This window comes from Campylobacter sp. CH246 (assembly GCF_004378835.1).
Classification (GTDB): Bacteria; Campylobacterota; Campylobacteria; order Campylobacterales; family Campylobacteraceae; genus Campylobacter_D; species Campylobacter_D jejuni.
Window position 1 is genome coordinate 264,804 of the sequence record NZ_RYYA01000002.1, and the last position, 17,278, is coordinate 282,081.

Below are 17,278 nucleotides of genomic sequence, written 5' to 3' on the forward strand. Positions count from 1 at the left end.
AAAACCTTAAAGTATATATAAATGTGATAAATAATATTTTATCGACTTATATATTAAAAAAACTATAAATTATGGAATATTTTAAGCTTAATTTTGATAAAATCTCCATTTAAAAATTTTCATAAGGACAAGAAAATGGCAAGAGTATGTCAAATCACAGGCAAGGGTCCAATGGTGGGTAATAATGTCAGCCATGCTAACAATAAAACAAAAAGACGCTTTTTACCTAATCTCAGAACAGTTCGTGTAACTTTAGAAGATGGCACCACGAGAAAAATGAGAATCGCAGCTTCTACTCTAAGAACTCTAAAAAAACAAAATTCTAAATAATTTTGAGGATTTATTCCTCAATTTTAAAATTTCCAATTTAAAAATAAACTTTAATAAATCACTTATATAACACACATTTAAAAATTATTATTAATTTTATTATTTTTTAAGCCAAAAATATCTTTTAATAGTGTAAAATACCTTGTTAAATGAATTTTAAATTTCACTAATACAAGGAGAGTTTATGCTACATGAATATAGAGAATTAATGTCAGAGCTAAAAGGTAAAGATGCTCATTTTGATAAACTATTTGATCGTCATAATGAACTTGATGACATGATTAAAGATGCAGAAGAAGGTAGAACTTCTCTTAGCAGCATGGAAATTTCAACCTTAAAAAAAGAAAAGCTTCATGTAAAAGATGAACTTAGCCAATATCTAGCAAATTATAAAAAATAAGGCAAAACAATGTTTGGAAGTAAAATAAACCATTCTGATCTTCAAAAACTTGAAGAAGAAAATAAAAATCTTGCACATAAAATTGAAAAATTTCAATCGGAAAATTTAGAATTAAAAAATAAAATTACATCATTAGAACAAGCGGCTTTAGAGTCTAAACTTAAAACAGATCTTTTAAATGTTTTATTAACTGGGGTTTTAAAAAATATTACTATTGTTCAAGGCGATATGTTAGAAAATGTAAATAAGGCAGAAGTTATCTCTAGCTATTCTAAAACTTCTCTTGCTGAAATGGATGAACTTAACCATATTGCTAATTCTATCAATGCTTCCTTAGGGGATATTACAGAATCAGCCAATAAAACAAGAGATGTTGCAGGAACATTGCATAGAAGTGTAGATGAAATTACTAATGTAATTAATCTAATTAAAGATGTTTCTGATCAGACTAATCTTTTAGCCCTTAACGCTGCTATAGAAGCTGCACGCGCAGGTGAACATGGGCGTGGTTTTGCTGTTGTTGCCGATGAAGTAAGAAAACTAGCTGAAAAAACACAAAAAGCAACCACAGAAGTTGAAATGAATATTAATCTTCTAAAGCAAAATGCAAATGAAATGTATACTCAAAGTGAGCAAGTTGAAAAAATTTCCATAGATTCTAATGCTCATATTATGAGTTTTTCCGAAAAATTTACCCACTTGGTAAATGAAGCGCATTCTACTAATTCAAATGCAGTTGGTATCGCTTCAGAAGCTTTCGTATCTTTAGCAAAACTAGATCATATAGCTTTTAAATTAAATGGTTATAAAGAAATTTTTTCCAAATCAGGAAAGCAATTAGCTGACCATACATCTTGTCGCTTAGGAAAATGGCTTGCTAGCACAGGAAAAGAAAGATTTGGGCAAAATAAAAGCTTCTTAAAAATTAACGAGCCACATGAAAAAGTTCATGAAAATATGAATAATGCTATAACAATAGCAAATACAGAAGATATTAGCAAAGATATTACTCAACACAGCATAATTAAGAAATGCGAAGTTGCCGAAAATGCATCTCTTGATCTTTTCAATGTATTTAAAGAAATGCTTGATGAGTCAAGCCATTAAAATCCTAGGTTGAACCTTTTTAAGGTTTAACCTAAATAATCTTTAATTTTCCCCACTTCTCCTTTAAAAACCACATATAAGCAAAATCAAGCAAGGGTGTTCTTATCATATTTTTACATTTTTTTTCAAAATCTTCTACTTTAACATAAACAGCTTCTATCTCTTCATCATCAACTCCACCTCCAGAAGAAATTTTATCCTTTTCATCAACTTCTGCGAAATAAAAGCTTTGCTTACTTACACCTGAACCAAACCCTGTATAAAAATCTCCTATTTTTTCTAAATTTTTAGGAGCATATCCTAGTTCTTCTATGCATTCTTCTTTTGCTATTTCCTCTAAAGATAATTTTTTATCTACAAGCCCTGAACAAAGCTCTATAGTATAGCCCATATTATCATCTTTTATATAATCTTTATCATGCATTTGATGATACCAAAGCGGTATGCGAAACTGGCGTACAAAAATAAAACTTTCCAATTCTTTATGATACAAAAGCACCGAAACACTATCTTTAGATTCTATAAAATCCCAAGTACAAAGCCTACCATTGCTTTCATAGGCAAATCTCTTAGGCTTAATATATTTTGATTTTTCAAAAGAAAGTTCTTTTAATTTTTTAAACGCCATAGTGAAACCTTTATTTATTTTTTTACATTGTACTTTATTTTTGCTTTTTTGAAAATATAAAGGTGATTAAAGCCTTAAAAAATTAAAAATCATGTCTATAGCTCAACCAAAAACTTCTTCCTTCTGTATAGTCTTGATAACGATTTGCATATCCAGCAGGATTAACTCCATTCCACTTAGTAACTTGCGGATCAAAGAAATTTTTATCAAAAAGATTTTGTACTGCAAAACTTAAACTAGATTGCTTATTGATTTTATAATTTATCCCTAAATCCACTATATAAAAAGGCTTATATTTTTGCCATGGCAAACTACCATTACCACCACCTTTTGCTTTAGCTATAGTATCAAGTCTTACTCGTGTTTTTATATAGGAACTAAATTTACCTCTCTCATGGTTTAATTTTAACATTGCTATATGCCTTGGTAAATTTTCTATCCTATAACCACCAAACCAATTTTTTTGACCATCTTTGTAGCGATTATCCATAAAAGTATAACTTGAATTTAGACTAAAACCATTGTAAGTTTTGGTATTAAATGCAAATTCTATACCTTTAGTCTGTGTTTTTCCAAGATTAATAGGACGGGTACAAACAGTGCTATTACTACAACTAATACCATTTTGCGTACCTGTTAAATCTTCACTACTGATTTGATTTGTAAAATCAGTAATAAATCCTGTGATAGAATAATGTGCAAAATCAAATACTCTAAAATCAACACCCAATTCATAATTTATACTTTCTTCTGGTTTTAAGCTAGGGTTTCCAAAATAAGCATTACCATTGGTATAATTATAATATCCATTTGTCAACTCCTTAGCAGCAGGAGTTTTATAACCTTTTGAAACACCTCCTTTAAAGGCTATATTATCATTTAAGTGATAAACCAAATAAACCCTAGGTGTAAATTCAGAATCAAACAAATCGCTATAAATATAACGCAACCCTGTAGTAAAAATCAAATCATCTGTTATAAAATACTCATTTTCCCCATAAAGCGCAACCGTGGTTTGATTAAGATTTTTACCTCTTATTTGACTACCTGCGCTTGCTTGATCATTTTTTAACATCTCATAATCAATCCTTGCACCAAAGGTATTTACTAAATTACCGTATTGACCTAAATTCCAAGGTAAAACAACCTTACCTTCTCCTACCCAAATTTGACTATGCAGCTCCTTATCCTTAGTGCTACCATATTGTAAATATGAGTTAGTTGAACCAAAATCATAGCTACCATCATGATTTAAAACAATATTATCCTTAAAAAGTTGTCTTTCACTTTTAATAGCCCTGCTACTTGTAGAATTCACCGAAATTTCATTAATATATCGCTCAATATCAAAATATATATTATTTTTATCATCTACTGTCCAATTAAGCCTAGAACCAAAACCTAAGCTAGTAAAAGCACCTGGACTATGACTAGCAATTTGGTAATTATCAGGTCTTTGGTTGCCATTATTCCAAACTGGTGTAGGCCATTTTAAATCAGAAGCTGCCTTATCATAATACTTCAACCTTGCAGAAATTGATAATGTATCTTCAATCAAAGGGGTTGCTACATAAGCGTTAAATCCCCCAGCATTGCCATAGTGATTAGAGTGCTGTTGTAAAAGAGTATTAAATTCTATATTTGCTTCGATTTTATCAGGATTTTTTTTAGTGATAATATTTATCACACCGCCTACAGCATCACTACCATAAAGTGTAGAAGCTGGACCACGTATAACCTCAATACGCTCTATCATAGATAAAGGTGGAAGATAACCTGACTCACTGCCGCTAAAGCCATTATCATAAAATCCATTTGCAACACTTTGACGTTTTCCATCAATTAAGACTAAAGTATAAGAACTACCAAAACCTCGTATGCTAAAATCATAAGTGCCTGTCTTATTCATAGTTACATCTACACCTGGAATATCTCCTATAGCCTCTCCTATATCCTTAATTGGCTTTTTTTCAAGCTCCTCTTTTGTAATGATAGAAATACTAGCAGGCGCATCAACCAAATCTTGTTCAAAACCACTAGCACTGACCACAACATCATTAAGTTGATATTTTTCCTCTGCTTTCAATAAAGCTCCAGATAAAATTAAAAAACACAGTAAACTTTTTTTAAATTTTATATTTTTGATTTGAGTCAAATTAATTCCTTTAAAAAATAATTATTTTAATATTTAAAATCATTTTTGAAGTATAAAAAAAGAATACTTTTAATTAACTTAATTTTGATAATAATTATTGATAATAAAATTATTTAAAAAAGTGAAGCAAAAGCTTAAGCCTCTTGATAGGCTCCAAGCTTTAAAATTTTCTGCATACGATTTGCAGAAAGTTCTCGCGTATCAATATTTTCAAGTTCATTTAGAGATTTTTTTACATAATCAGCAATAGCTACTGCTGCAGCTTCTTTATTACGATGCGCACCATTTGTAGGCTCATCTATCACATCATCAATTAAACCTTGAGATTTTAAATCATCAGCTGTTACCTTCATAGCCTTAGTTGCAGCTTCACTTTTTGCAGGATCATTCCAAAGTATTGCAGCACAACCTTCAGGAGAAATTACTGAGAAAACAGAATTTTTCATCATTGCAAGTCTATCTGCAACCCCTATAGCTAGTGCCCCACCACTACCGCCTTCTCCAATAACTATAGCAATGGTCGGTATTTTCAAATCACTTAATTCATATAAATTTCTAGCGATAGCTTCACTTTGCCCTCTTTCTTCAGCACCTACACCAGGATAAGCACCTGGAGTATCTATTAAAAATAAGATAGGAATTTGAAACTTCTCTGCAAGTCTTGCTACCCTTAAAGCTTTACGATAACCTTCAGGATGTGGCATACCAAAATTTCTAGCGATTTTATCTTTTGTTCCACGCCCTTTTTGCTCACCAATTACAATTATTTTTTTCTCTCCTAAATAACCCATAAAACAAACAATAGCAGGATCATCTCTAAAAGCACGGTCACCATGTATTTCGTGAGCATCGTTTAAAATAAGTTCAATATAATCAAGAGCGTAAGGACGATCTGGATGGCGTGCCAATTGCAAACGTTGAAAATCGCTTAAATTTTTATAAGTTTTAGAAATTTCTTTTTCAAGATTTTTCTTTAAAATCGATACAGCTTCAGTATCTCCTTTAATCTGAGCGTTGATAATATCCTCATCAATTTGCTGAATATTTTTTTCAAAATCTAGATAAGAAGCCATATTAATCTACTTTTTTAAATACAACACAGCCATTTGTGCCACCAAAACCAAAAGAATTACTCATTACCACTTTTAAATCCGATTTTCTTGATATATTTGGAACATAATCAAGATCACATTCCTCATCTTTTACAAGCTGATTGATTGTAGGTGGAACCACCCCATCTCTTAAAGCCATAACACTAATAACTGCTTCAATTGCACCTGCAGCGCCTAAGCAATGACCTGTTTGTCCTTTTGTGGAACTTACAAGTGGGATATTATTACCAAAAAGCTCTTTAATTGCTGCTGTTTCATTTTTATCATTTACAGGAGTTGAAGTTCCATGTGCATTAATATAATCTACCTTTGGATTCCCTGCCATATTTAAAGCTTTTTTCATAGCTCTTAAAGGCCCATCTAAAGTTGGTGAAGTAATATGATGTGCATCTGCACTTTCTCCAAATCCAATTAATTCAGCATAAATCGTAGCACCACGTTTTTTAGCCTCTTCATATTCCTCAAAAACTAAAGCTCCAGCACCTTCTCCCATAACAAAACCATCTCTTTCTTTATCAAATGGTCTTGAAGCATGCTGTGGATCTTCATTTCTAGTTGATAAAGCTTTCATTGAAGCAAAACCACCTATACCCACAGGACAAATAGCGGCTTCTGCGCCTATGACTAACATTTTTTTGGCATTTCCTAAAGCTATACTTTTGTAAGCTTCTCCTATAGCATGGGTTCCTGCTGCGCAAGCTGTAACACAAGAAATATTTGGCCCTTTAAGTCCATGCTCTATAGAAATCAAACCTCCTAACATATTTACAAGTGCTGAAGGTATGAAAAAAGGGGAAATTTTACGCGGACCTCGCTCGGAACAAATGACGGAATTTTTTTCTATGTTAGGCAAACCTCCAATACCGGCAGCTGAAACAATACCAAATTCTTCTTTGTCTAATTCTTCGCTAAATCCAGCATCCTGCATCGCTTCTCTTGCTGCTTTAATTCCAAGCTGTATGAAACGGTCAATCTTTTTTACTTCTTTACCATCAACAACCTCTAATGGATCAAAATTCTTAACTTCAGCTGCAATTTGAACAGGAAAATCTGTAGTATCAAAAAGAGTGATTTTGTTTACCCCACTTTCTCCATTGCAAATTGCCTTAAATGAACTTTCCTTATCTAAACCAAGGGCATTGATCATACCAATACCTGTAACTACAACTCTTTTCAAGAATAAGCTCCTTGCAAGAAAAAAAATTATTTTTTCAAATTGTCAATATAATTTACAACATCTTCAATTTTAATTAATTTTTCAGCATCACTATCTGGAATTTCTACTTCAAATTTTTCTTCTAAAGCCATAATAAGCTCTACAACATCTAAAGAATCAGCACCTAAATCTTCAATAATTTTTGATTCCATTTTAACTGCATCTGCATCAATGCTTAATTGCTCTACTACTACTGCTTTTACATCATCAAATGTTGCCATTTGTTCTCCTTCAAAAAATTAAAATAAAGCGTATTTTACTATAAAAAGCTTAAAATATTTATAGTTTTTCATTATACTTGAAAATAAAATATTAAAACATAAAGGAAAAACGATGCTTTTCTCTAATTTAATCAAAGAAAATCAAAAAATTTGGGATGCTTATCTACATCATGATTTTGTTAAAAAATTAGAAGATAAAAGCCTAAAGCAAGAAAATTTTCTTTTTTATCTCAAGCAAGATTATATTTATTTGCTTAATTACGCAAAATGTTATGCAAGATTAGCACTTAATTCAAATACTGCAAAAGAACTTCGTTTTGCTATGAAATTTCAAAATTATATAGTTGAAGGAGAAATGGAACTTCATCGTGCAATTTTATCTTTTGGCATTAATGCAGATGAACTCGATACAAAAGATGAAAGTTTAGTCAATATAGCCTATTCGCGTTATATGTTAAGCGTAGGTGAAAATGGAGATTTTTTAGATATGTTAGTTGCTCTTAGTGCTTGCGCTATAGGCTATGCAAAAATAGGTGCTGAAATTATAAATCGTTTAAAAAATGAAAATTTAAAAGATCATCCTTACAAAGAATGGATTTTGACCTATGGAAGTGAAAATTTTCAAAATGAAGCTAAAGAATTTGAAGATTTTGTTAATTCTTATACTTCAAGTGTTAGTGCACAAAAATTCCAAAAACTCAGCGAAATTTTTCATACTGTAACACGCTTAGAAGTGGCTTTTTGGGAGCATTCTTTAAGAATGGAATTAAATCTTTAAACATGGGCTTTTTGCCCATGTTTTTATGCAATTTTACTTGCATCAATAATATTATAATCTAAACCAACCATTTCTTTAGAAAGTCCTAATGCAAGCCCTGCTAATTGTGATAAATGAATAATAGGTAATCTTGCTTTAGAATTAGTATAATCTCGAAATCTTTCTTGATAGATATCAAGCTACATTTGACAAAGTGGACAAGGTGTTACAACACAATCAGCTTGATTTTCACTTGTATTATTAACAATTTGACTAGACATTTTTTTCACAGATTTTTCTGCAGGATAAGAAGCATTAAAACCGCAACAATCAAGGCGTTTTTCAAAAAGAGCTATTTTAGTCCCTAAAACTTCTACTACACTTTCAAAACTTTTTGAATTGGTTGAATTTTCTTTTTTACCGAAGGCATCTTCAGGTCTTAAACTATGACAACCATAAAATAAAGCTACTTTTAAATTTGAAAGTGGCTTTTTTACCTTGCTTTTTAAATTATCCAAATCCCCATAAAGCTCCCACAAAAGACTTGTAATAGGCGTTGAACCTTGATATTTCATTCCACCTTGTGCTAAAAAAGTATTGATGCGTTCTTTTGCACCCTTATCAAGAGTATTTTTTGCTTTAGTTAAAGTTAGCATACAAGTACTACAAGTTGTAAGCATTGGCATTTTCATCTCTTCCACTAAAGCAATATTTCTTGCATTAGCTACCAAAGTCGCAATAGGATCAACACACTGCGCTTGAGAAGCCCCGCAACAACTCCATCCTTTAACTTCATTCAACTTCCAACCCAAAATAGGTGCAATAGCTTCAAGTGAAATTTTAGATTCTTTTGCAGCTTGAGATAAAACACAACCTGGAAAAAAAGCGTATTCTTTTTGCATATTTTACTCCTTAACAGCAGCTTCTTGTGCCGCCTTTATCATTTTAACCAAATCTTTATGACCTTCTATTTCATCCTCGCCAAAAACATGCATAGGATTCATTTTTCCTGCACGCATAAGTTTAAAAGCTATATCTGTTTTACCCATAGAACCTATAACACCCTCAGAACGCAAAGCAAGATAAATTTCATTCAAGCGTCCTGAACCTTCAACTAAATCTTTATAAAAAGCTTCAGCATGATCAGGCCCTAAGCCTTCATTTAAACCTTTTTTAATCGCCATCACTCTTAAATTTGCTATATCACTTACTGAACTTATACCCTTTGGACAACGATCAGCGCACTCTTGACAATGAACACAAAGCCAAAGTCCATTCATTACGCTGGGTTTTACATGCAACATAGGATCCTTACCTCGAGAGTCTGCCGCTGCACGCCAAGCATGAGTAAAAACAAAAGGTTGCATATAATCGCTACTATCTGCTTCTAATTTATTACACTCTGAGGCACAGCTACCACATAAAATACAATCCCATTGCTTGCTAATACGATCAAATTCTTCTTGACTTTGTTTACAGCCCTTTTCCGCTGAAAATTCATTTTTTGCCACCATGGCAGGACGAATTTTTCTTAAATTTTCTATAGAAGGCTCCCAATCCACAATTAAATCAGAAATTACTCTAAAATTTCCAAGCGGAGAAATGCGTATACTTAAAGGATTATCATATTCTTTTAATAAATCTTGCATTTTAGTATCACAAGCAAGATAAGAATGCCCATTCACACGAACTGCACAAGCCCCACAAATCGCAGATTGACAAGAGGCGGTAAAATTTAAAGTAATATCTTTTATTTTTTTAATAAAAAGTAAAAGAGAGAGCAGAGTTTTTCCTTGTATATCCTTATCATCAATATCATAACTTTGTTCATATTTTTCCTTGCCATTAAAACGATCTATGATGATTTTCATTGTACTCTCCTTCCATCAAGAGAAAACTCAGTTGCCACGACATCTTTACAACTAAGTTTTAATTCATCATTTTCTAAATTTACAATGCTATGTTTTAAGAAATTTTTATCATCTCGCTTTGGATAATCTTCTCTAGTATGAGCCCCACGGCTTTCAAGTCTATTTCTAGCTGCTAAACAAGCACAGCGAGAAAGTAAAATCAAATTACCAAGCTCTACATAATCTGTAAAAGCAGTATTCATCACTTCATTAGGATTTGGAATACGAATTTTTTCATATCTTGCTTGTATATCTTCTAATTTTTTTGCTAGAAGATCGAGTTTTTCTTGAGTTCTAAAAATCCCCATATTATCCCAATTTTGACTTCCCAACTCTTCTCGCAATTCATACATTTCTTGACCATTTCCGCCATTATTTGTAATTTCTTTAAATCTAGCCTGCCATTTTTGAGCAAGTTCATGAGTTTTTGCCCCTTTTCCAAAACTTGCATCTTTGGCATAATTTGTCGCACCAATGCCTGCTAAATGCCCCGTTACAACTGCATCGGCTAAAGAATTTCCCCTAGTCTATTAGCTCCATGTATAGAAATACAAGAAGCTTCTCCACCTACATAAATTCCAGCAATTTTAGTACTCATATCTTCAAATTTAGCCACTTCAATTCCACCCATAGAATAATGCGCCGTTGGACGGATAGGTACAGGAGTATCTACTAAATCAATATTTTCAAAAAGCATTGCAGTGTGACGAATTTTTGGTAAATCTTTTAAAATTTTTTCTTTTCCTAAGTGGCGTACATCGCACAAAACATAAGCTCCAAGTCCCTCGCCATAACCTCTACCTTCACGAATTTCTGTTTCTATAGCACGCGCAACCACATCTCGCGGTGCAAGCTCCATTTTTTCATGGTAATTTTTCATAAAACGCTCACCACGATTATTTAAAAGATATCCCCCTTCACCGCGCGCCGCTTCTGTAATAAGAGTTCCACCATTTGCAACTCCTGTTGGGTGAAATTGTATCATCTCAGGATCTTCAAAACCAAGTCCTGCTCTAAGAGCAGCTGCCACGCCATCTCCTGTGGCAATAAAAGGAGTTGAAGTTCTATTATAAAATATCCTTGTATATCCCCCTGTAGCAATCACCAAAGCTTTGCATAACACAGGATAAATTCCACCGCTTTGTATATCTCTTAAAACGACACCCTCGCATTTTCCATCCACAACACCTATATCCAAAAGCTCATGATCCATTAAAAATTTCACACCACTACTAATAGCATCATCTAAACAAGAATGCATTAAAATATGACCTGTTTTATCTGCAGAATAGTTACAGCGTTTCTTAGAAGCTCCTCCCATTAAACGCTGAGCTACTCCACCTTGCTCATTTCTTGAAAACAAGGTTCCTATAAAATCCATATTAAAAATAGCCTTTCCGGCTAATTCGCAAAATTTTAAAGCCGCGTCTTGATCTACCAAATAAGCTCCGCCTTTAATAGTATCATAAGCATGTAATTTATAGGAATCTCCATTAGAAAAATCAGTAATTCCATTAATTCCACCCTCTGCCATACAAGTTGCGTTACGCGATGGCATCATCTTTGTAGCTACTACAACGCTTAATTTTGGATTTTCTTTTCTCACTGCGGCTGCAGCACACAAACCTGCTCCACCTGATCCAATTACCAAAACATCGCAAGAAGGTAAATTTATATCTTTATCCATCTTAGATGAATCATCTAAAGCATAAACTCCACTTGAACTTGCAGCTAAAGCTCCTACACTAATACAGGCTGTTTTTATAAAATCTCTTCTAGAAAATTCACCCATATCATTCTCCTTATTTAAAAAAATTAATAATAATTTTTAATGTAAGTCAATCTTACATAACCGCATGCCAAAAATCCAAAAACAAACTCTCCTTTCAATATAAAATGGATTAAAAACAAATTTATAATTTAGTAAATATAAAAAAGTATAAAATTAAGTAATCAAAGAAGATAGATGAATATAATAAAATAAATATTAAAAAATTTTTGCAATATATCATAATCTATTCCTTGCAAATTAAACGGAATGATTATACCTTAAAAAAATAACAAAAAGTTAATATTAATTAAGATAATATTTATCTTAATTAATATATAGTTAATAAAATTATCAAATCATTAAGCCTTAAAAAGCTTAAATTCTCCATTCATAAATTGCATTCTAGCGCTTAAATGATCAAGATAAAAAACTTCAAATTTTGGATTTTGCGGAGTTTCATAAAGATTTACAAGATAAGGATATTTTTTAAACATCATTTTTTTAACTTCTAAATTTGGTTCAAAAACCGCATTAGCTCTAAGTCTTAAAAAAGTCCCATCTTTTGCACAAGAACAAAATTCAATACCATTATAATTTTTTATATGCTTAAAAAGTCCTTTTGTATTTGCTGTGCAAAAATAAATTTTATCTCCCACAAGCAATGGACTTTGTATAGGACGCACTCTAGGATTTCCACAAGTTCCTAAAGTGGCTAAAAATGCTGGTGCATTATCATCTAAAAATTGTGCTATTTCTTTTAAATCCATCATTTTTCCTTACATATATAAACCACCATTGATCTTAAGCACATCGCCTGTCACATAAGAGGCATAATCACTAAGTAAAAACGCTACACAATTAGCTACTTCTTCAGGCTCTGCAAAGCGTTTTAAAGGGATATTATCTTGATAGGTTTGTTTGATTTCATTGCTTAAAACTTCAGTCATATCGCTTTTTATAAAACCTGGAGTTACGCAATTAAAGCGTAAATTTCTACTTGCTCCTTCTTTAGCAAAAGATTTAGTCATAGCTATCATTCCACCCTTACTAGCAGAATAATTTACTTGCCCAGCATTGCCCATTTCTCCGACAATAGAAGCGATATTTACAACAGCACCAAAGCGTTTTTTACTCATGGTTTTTAAAGCTTCTCTACAACCTAAAAAAGCTGAGCTTAAATTCGTATCCACAACGCCACTAAAGTCCTCTAATTTCATTCTTAAAGCAAGTTTATCATTTGTAACGCCTGCGTTATTTACAAGATAACTTAACTCTCCATCACTCTCAACTATAGTTTTTACGCCGTTTTCAAACTCATCTTCTTTGCTTGCATCAAATTTAATCACAGCAGCAACACCACCACTTGCAATAATTTCATCTTTTAAAGCATCTGCAAGTTCAGGTTTTGAACGATAATTGATCCAAACTTTAAGCCCAAAACCTGCCAAAGTTTTTGCGATAGAAGCACCTATTCCCTTACTTGCTCCAGTAATTAAAACATTTTTTCCACTAAATTTCATTATCTATCCTTAATAAGTTTAATTTTAAAAATTGCAATCTTAACAAATTTCTTATAAAAAAGGCAAACAAACTAAAATAAAGCCTCATTCATTTCTTTTGGAATTTCTAAGTCTAAAATTTTAAGCACGCTTGCAGCGATATTGCTAAGCCCCATATTATCTTTAATCTTTGAAACTCCCTTTGCTTGCACAAAAACAAAAACATCAAAAGTGGTGTGATTGGTAAGCAAATTTCCTTTTTCATCTTGCATAGCCTCGCAATTTCCATGATCACTTGTAATGATAAAAGCATAATCATGCTTTTTTGCACATTCTACAATCTCGCCCAAACAAGTATCCACCGCCTCAACAGCCTTTATAGCAGCATTAAAATCGCCTGTATGTCCCACCATATCTCCATTTGCAAAATTTACCACTATAAAATCTTCGCCCTTTTCTATACCTTTTTTCACTGCATTACACACTTCAAAAGCACTCATTTGGGGTTTTTCATCATAAGTTTTTACCTTAGGACTTGGGATTAAAACCCTTGTTTCATTTTCCAAAAGCTCTTCTTTTCCGCCATTAAAAAAGAAAGTTACATGGGCATATTTTTCGGTTTCTGCGGTATGAAGCTGACTAAGCCCTGCTTTAGAAATCACTTGGGCTAAAGTATTTTCAATTTTTTCTTTTTCAAAAAGCACAGGGAGTTTAAATTTATCATCATAAACACTCATAGTAAGTAAATTTTCAAAGACTTTTTCGCGTTCAAACTCTTTAAAATCTTTAGAATTTAACACTTCAACGAGTTGTTTCATTCTATCATTTCTAAAATTGATAAAGATGATGCCATCTTCTTCTCTCATACCCTTATAATTCTCATTTTGCACTGCTTTGATAAACTCATCAGTAATATTTTCGTCGTAAGATTTTTGTAGGTATTCTAATAAATTTGGCACCTTATAAGCCTTACCCAATAAACACTCATAATACTCTTTTACCCTATCCCAACGCTTATCTCTATCCATAGCATAAAAACGCCCACAAAGCGTAGCAAAATGTACACCTAGATTTTCACAAAATCCTTTTAAATCTTTTATAAAATTTAAACCACTTTTTGGACTTACATCACGCCCATCAGTGATTGCGTGAGCAAAAACTTCATTGCCATTTTTCGCACAAATTTCAAGCATGGCTTTAAAATGCGTATCCATAGAATGCACCCCGCCATCGCTATAAAGCCCTATAATATGCACTCTTTTACATTTTGCTAAAAGTTTTTGTAAATTCTCATTTTTTTCAAGTTCTTTGTTTTCAATGGCTTTATTAATACGCACTAAATTTTGATAAATAATACGCCCACTTCCTATACACATATGCCCTACTTCACTATTTCCCATCTGCCCTTCTGGCAAACCTACAGCTAAACCACTCGTTTTTAGTAAAGAATTTGGTACTTCCTTAAAAAGCTTTTCATAACTTGGTTTTTTAGCTGCTTCAAAAGCGTTAAACTTACTATTTTTATTATACCCTATTCCATCTGTGATAATTAAAACGCATTTTTGCTTCATTTTTCTCTCTTTTATAAGAATTTTTTTGGTTAGATTTTACTAAAATTAAACTTTTAAAAACCAAAAAGAAGGCTAGGTTTTGTATTATCTTTCAGATTTAAGTCATTATGCTTTTTTTACTTATATTAGTGTGCGTGCAGGATTTGCATTTTTTATCGCTTTATGTTTGTCTTTATTTTTAATGCCTAAATTTATTACTTGGGCAAAGGCTAAAAATGCTAGTCAACCTATTTACGAATACGCCCCAGAAACTCATAAAACCAAATGTCATACTCCAACCATGGGTGGGCTTATTTTCATCAGTTCTGCAGTAATCGCAAGTTTATTTTGTATCAAATTTGATAATATTTTTGCTATAAGTGCTTTACTTTGTTTAATACTTTTTTGTTTGATAGGACTCATAGATGATTTAGGCAAAGTTCTAAAAAAAGATAATCATTCAGGACTTAGTCCAAGAATGAAGCTTTTAGCACAAATCATCGCTGGACTTATCTGCATCTTACCTTTATATTTTAGTTCAGAGCTTAGTACGGAACTTTTTATACCTTTTTATAAACACCCTCTTTTTGATATGGAAATTTTTGCCATTGCTTTTTGGATTTTGGTTTTAATTTCTAGCTCTAATGCTGTAAATTTAACCGATGGACTTGATGGCTTAGCTACAGTTCCAAGTATTTTTTCTTTATCTACTTTAGGGATATTCTTATATTTGAGTGGAAATTTAAATTATAGTGAATATTTACTTTTGCCAAAAATTCAAGGACTTGGTGAAGTAGTGATTATTTGTGCAGCACTAATCGGTGCTTTAATGGGATTTTTATGGTACAACTGTTATCCTGCACAAGTTTTTATGGGAGATAGTGGAAGTTTAGCTTTAGGTGGCTTTATAGGATTTTTAGCCGTTATTAGCAAAAATGAAATTTTACTTTTACTCATAGGTTTTGTTTTTGTTCTTGAAACTGTTTCTGTAATTTTACAAGTTGGAAGTTTTAAAATTTTTAATAAAAGAGTATTTAAAATGGCGCCTATTCATCATCATTTTGAAAAAGTTGGCTGGGTGGAAAATAAAATTATAGTGCGTTTTTGGATGATAGCCTTACTTTCAAATTTACTTGCACTTGCATCAATAAAGCTAAGATAATGAAAATTTCACTTTTTGGATACGGAAAAACCACACGTGCTATTGCTGAAAATTTAGTAGATAAATTTGGACCTTTTGATATTTATGATGATCATTTTACAGAAACAAAAAAAGATACACTAGGAAATTTACTTTTAAATCCTAATGATTTTGATGATAATTTAAGCAACATTGAAATTCCTAGTCCAGGTTTTCCACCAAAGCACAAACTCATTCAAGAAGCAAAAAATTTACAAAGTGAATATGACTTTTTTTACGATATCATGCCAAAATCCGTTTGGATAAGCGGAACCAATGGCAAAACCACTACCACTCAAATGGCTACACATTTATTATCACACATTGGTGCTGTTATGGGTGGAAATGTTGGAACTCCTTTAGCAGAGCTTGATCCTTATGCAAAACTTTGGATACTTGAAACTTCATCTTTCACCCTACACTACACTCATAAAGCTAAACCTGAAATTTATGCACTTTTACCTATAAGTCCTGATCATCTTTCTTGGCATGGAAGTTTTGATAATTATGTTCAAGATAAGCTAAGCGTTTTAAAAAGAATGAATGAATGTGATGTAGCAATACTGCCTAAAATTTATGCAAATACTCCAACAAAAGCTCATAAAATAAGCTATGAAGATGAAAAAGATCTAGCTGTTAAATTTGGCATTGATACGGAAAAAATTTCCTTTAAAAGTCCTTTTTTACTCGATGCTATCATGGCTTTAGCTATAGAAAAAATTCTACTTGATACTTTAAGCTATGAGCTTTTAAATAGCTTTGTAATGGAAAAAAATAAACTCGAAGAGCTTAAAGACAGTCAAAATAGGCTTTGGGTAAATGACACTAAAGCTACAAATGAAAGTGCGGTAATGGCTGCACTTAATCGCTATAAAGATAAAAAAATCCATCTTATCATAGGGGGAGATGATAAGGGTGTAGATCTTAGTAATTTATTTGATTTTATGAAAAATTTTAACATAGAACTCTATGCTATAGGTATTAGTACTGAAAAAATGCTTGATTATGCAAAAAAAGCGAATTTGAAAGCCTATAAATGTGAAGTTTTATCTAAAGCTGTAAATGAAATTTCAAATCACTTAAGAGTCAATGAAGTGGCTCTTTTAAGTCCCGCTTGTGCAAGTTTAGATCAGTTCAACTCTTACGCAGAGCGTGGAAAAGTCTTTAAAGAATGTGTGAATAAAATTTAATTTATTTTACTTTTCATACAAATATATTAAACTTTCCAAACCCCTAAAAACACCCTATTCTCTCTAAAAACCCTAACCAGTAACAAACTCTTTTTTAAACACGATTCTAAGCACCATCTAAAACAACAATAAAAATAAACATAGGATTTATATATAAAGTAAGTAATGAAGACATTTAACAAGTCCGCAATGAGCTACTTTCCCCCTGCCAGTAAGGCGTAGTATCATCACCCACGATGTGCTTAGCTTCTT

The 17,278-nt window shown here is 32.1% G+C and carries 16 protein-coding genes and 2 pseudogenes; 6 read left to right on the forward strand and 12 right to left on the reverse strand.

Translation table 11 applies throughout. From position 1 onward, the window contains the following. Positions 1 to 135 precede the first annotated feature (135 nt). From rpmB to ELQ06_RS03020, 3 genes are all read left to right on the forward strand, one after another. A complete protein-coding gene (gene rpmB / locus ELQ06_RS03010) occupies positions 136 to 330 on the forward strand; it encodes a 50S ribosomal protein L28 (protein WP_002854974.1) in 195 nt (64 codons plus the stop codon). A 184-nt stretch (positions 331 to 514) separates the two neighbouring features. Then, positions 515 to 730: a YdcH family protein gene (locus ELQ06_RS03015; RefSeq protein WP_002855201.1), complete on the forward strand. Its 216-nt coding sequence runs from the start codon at positions 515 to 517 to the stop codon at positions 728 to 730. A gap of 9 nt (positions 731 to 739) precedes the next feature. Next, complete coding sequence (locus ELQ06_RS03020) at positions 740 to 1,837, forward strand: methyl-accepting chemotaxis protein (protein WP_052820977.1); 1,098 nt, start codon at positions 740 to 742, stop codon at positions 1,835 to 1,837. A gap of 31 nt (positions 1,838 to 1,868) precedes the next feature. Here the strand turns inward: ELQ06_RS03020 and ELQ06_RS03025 are convergent, their stop codons facing one another. From ELQ06_RS03025 to acpP, 5 genes are all read right to left on the reverse strand, one after another. Further along, a complete protein-coding gene (locus ELQ06_RS03025) occupies positions 1,869 to 2,465 on the reverse strand; it encodes an NUDIX domain-containing protein (protein ID WP_052797826.1) in 597 nt (198 codons plus the stop codon). Between the two features lie 82 nt (positions 2,466 to 2,547). Continuing rightward, complete coding sequence (locus ELQ06_RS03030; protein ID WP_126220305.1) at positions 2,548 to 4,611, reverse strand: TonB-dependent receptor; 2,064 nt, start codon at positions 4,609 to 4,611, stop codon at positions 2,548 to 2,550. A gap of 143 nt (positions 4,612 to 4,754) precedes the next feature. After that, complete coding sequence (locus ELQ06_RS03035; RefSeq protein WP_044261650.1) at positions 4,755 to 5,693, reverse strand: acetyl-CoA carboxylase carboxyltransferase subunit alpha; 939 nt, start codon at positions 5,691 to 5,693, stop codon at positions 4,755 to 4,757. 1 nt (position 5,694) lies between these two features. Continuing rightward, positions 5,695 to 6,909 carry a beta-ketoacyl-ACP synthase II gene (locus ELQ06_RS03040; protein WP_052797828.1) on the reverse strand — a complete coding sequence of 405 codons (1,215 nt, stop codon included), beginning with the start codon at positions 6,907 to 6,909 and terminating at the stop codon, positions 5,695 to 5,697. Positions 6,910 to 6,935: 26 nt separating this feature from the next. Then, positions 6,936 to 7,169 carry an acyl carrier protein gene (gene acpP, locus ELQ06_RS03045; protein WP_002854831.1) on the reverse strand — a complete coding sequence of 78 codons (234 nt, stop codon included), beginning with the start codon at positions 7,167 to 7,169 and terminating at the stop codon, positions 6,936 to 6,938. Positions 7,170 to 7,281: 112 nt separating this feature from the next. Here acpP and tenA point away from each other — a divergent pair, with 112 nt between their 5' ends. Further along, the gene (tenA, locus tag ELQ06_RS03050; protein WP_052797829.1) at positions 7,282 to 7,947 is read left to right on the forward strand and encodes a thiaminase II; all 666 of its coding nucleotides are present in this window, start codon (positions 7,282 to 7,284) and stop codon (positions 7,945 to 7,947) included. 23 nt (positions 7,948 to 7,970) lie between these two features. Here the strand turns inward: tenA and sdhE are convergent. From sdhE to gpmI, 7 genes and pseudogenes are all read right to left on the reverse strand, one after another. Further along, positions 7,971 to 8,828, reverse strand: a pseudogene (gene sdhE, locus ELQ06_RS03055) (8-methylmenaquinol:fumarate reductase membrane anchor subunit). 3 nt (positions 8,829 to 8,831) lie between these two features. Next, positions 8,832 to 9,797 (reverse strand): 8-methylmenaquinol:fumarate reductase iron-sulfur subunit, encoded by a 966-nt coding sequence (sdhB, locus tag ELQ06_RS03060; protein WP_002899399.1) that lies wholly within the window; start codon positions 9,795 to 9,797, stop codon positions 8,832 to 8,834. Next, positions 9,794 to 11,628 (reverse strand): annotated as a pseudogene (sdhA, locus tag ELQ06_RS03065) (8-methylmenaquinol:fumarate reductase flavoprotein subunit). The gene sdhB and the pseudogene sdhA overlap by 4 nt, the downstream one beginning before the upstream one ends. Before the next feature lie 338 nt (positions 11,629 to 11,966). Then, positions 11,967 to 12,377 carry a pyridoxamine 5'-phosphate oxidase family protein gene (locus ELQ06_RS03070; RefSeq protein WP_072223319.1) on the reverse strand — a complete coding sequence of 137 codons (411 nt, stop codon included), beginning with the start codon at positions 12,375 to 12,377 and terminating at the stop codon, positions 11,967 to 11,969. A 6-nt stretch (positions 12,378 to 12,383) separates the two neighbouring features. Further along, the gene (gene fabG, locus ELQ06_RS03075) at positions 12,384 to 13,127 is read right to left on the reverse strand and encodes a 3-oxoacyl-ACP reductase FabG (protein ID WP_002858551.1); all 744 of its coding nucleotides are present in this window, start codon (positions 13,125 to 13,127) and stop codon (positions 12,384 to 12,386) included. Beyond that, positions 13,117 to 13,215 carry a hypothetical protein gene (locus tag ELQ06_RS09075; protein ID WP_002869268.1) on the reverse strand — a complete coding sequence of 33 codons (99 nt, stop codon included), beginning with the start codon at positions 13,213 to 13,215 and terminating at the stop codon, positions 13,117 to 13,119. Before ELQ06_RS09075 ends, fabG begins: the two co-directional genes overlap by 11 nt. After that, a complete protein-coding gene (gene gpmI, locus ELQ06_RS03085) occupies positions 13,199 to 14,677 on the reverse strand; it encodes a 2,3-bisphosphoglycerate-independent phosphoglycerate mutase (RefSeq protein ID WP_052797830.1) in 1,479 nt (492 codons plus the stop codon). The genes ELQ06_RS09075 and gpmI overlap by 17 nt, the downstream gene beginning before the upstream one ends. 79 nt (positions 14,678 to 14,756) lie before the next feature. Between gpmI and mraY the strand changes: the two genes are divergently transcribed. Further along, positions 14,757 to 15,818: a phospho-N-acetylmuramoyl-pentapeptide-transferase gene (gene mraY / locus ELQ06_RS03090; RefSeq protein WP_002893823.1), complete on the forward strand. Its 1,062-nt coding sequence runs from the start codon at positions 14,757 to 14,759 to the stop codon at positions 15,816 to 15,818. Continuing rightward, positions 15,818 to 17,026, forward strand: a complete 1,209-nt coding sequence (gene murD, locus ELQ06_RS03095) for a UDP-N-acetylmuramoyl-L-alanine--D-glutamate ligase (RefSeq protein ID WP_002899393.1) — start codon at positions 15,818 to 15,820, stop codon at positions 17,024 to 17,026. Before mraY ends, murD begins: the two co-directional genes overlap by 1 nt. Positions 17,027 to 17,278: the final 252 nt, after the last annotated feature.